Raw genomic sequence first — 1,245 nt, 5'->3', positions numbered from 1 at the left:
AAAAAAGAGGAAATACCCATGGCAAAGGCCAAGTTTGAACGCAACAAGCCACACGTCAACGTCGGTACCATTGGACACGTTGACCACGGTAAAACAACACTAACAGCTGCAATCGCAACAGTAGCAGCAATCACATCAGGTGGCGAAGCCAAAGACTACGCTTCTATTGACTCAGCACCAGAAGAAAAAGCACGTGGCATCACCATCAACACCTCACACGTAGAATATGACACAGCTACTCGTCACTACGCTCACGTTGATTGCCCAGGTCACGCCGATTATGTTAAAAACATGATCACTGGTGCCGCTCAAATGGATGGCGCAATCCTAGTTGTATCAGCAACTGACGGCCCAATGCCACAAACTCGTGAGCACATCTTGCTATCACGTCAGGTTGGCGTACCATACATCATCGTATTCATGAACAAATGTGACATGGTAGATGACGAAGAACTACTAGAACTAGTAGAAATGGAAGTTCGTGAACTATTGAATGACTATGACTTCCCAGGTGATGACACTCCAATCATCAAAGGTTCAGCAACTGAAGCCCTAAAAGGCTCAGAAGACAAATATGGCCAACCAGCCGTAGTAGAACTACTAGAAGTACTAGATACTTACATCCCAGAGCCAGAGCGTGACGTTGACAAAGCATTCCTAATGCCAATCGAAGACGTATTCTCAATCTCAGGTCGTGGTACCGTAGTAACAGGTCGTGTTGAATCTGGTATCGTAAAAGTTGGTGACGAGATCGAAATCGTTGGTATCCGTGACACTCAAAAAACCACCTGTACTGGTGTAGAAATGTTCCGCAAACTGCTTGACGAAGGTCGTGCAGGCGAAAACTGTGGCGTACTACTACGTGGTACTAAACGTGAAGACGTACAACGTGGCCAAGTACTAGCTCAGCCAGGTACCATCACACCTCACACCAAGTTTGACGCAGAAGTATACGTACTGTCAAAAGAAGAGGGTGGTCGTCACACACCATTCCTAAACGGCTATCGTCCACAGTTCTACTTCCGTACCACTGACGTAACTGGCGCAATCCAATTACAAGACGGTACTGAAATGGTAATGCCTGGTGATAACGTTGAGATGGGCGTAGAGCTTATCCACCCAATCGCTATGGACAAAGGTCTTCGCTTCGCAATTCGTGAAGGCGGCCGTACTGTAGGCGCTGGTGTTGTTGCTAACGTACTTGACTAATGATTAATCCCATCAGTGTATGCTGATGTAGGTTAA

1 protein-coding gene is annotated in these 1,245 nt (G+C 46.6%); it reads left to right on the top strand.

Features of this window, described 5'->3' with window-relative positions:
- The first annotated feature begins 18 nt into the window (after positions 1-18).
- Entirely contained in the window at positions 19-1,209 is a 1,191-nt protein-coding gene (gene tuf / locus ACT3RN_RS15710) for an elongation factor Tu (RefSeq protein ID WP_192520999.1), read from the top strand.
- Positions 1,210-1,245: the final 36 nt, after the last annotated feature.

This window comes from Psychrobacter sp. AOP5-GZ1-6 (assembly GCF_052376345.1).
GTDB lineage: Bacteria > Pseudomonadota > Gammaproteobacteria > Pseudomonadales > Moraxellaceae > Psychrobacter.
Note: the sequence above shows the minus strand (reverse complement) of the source record. Positions and strands in the feature narration are given on the sequence as shown.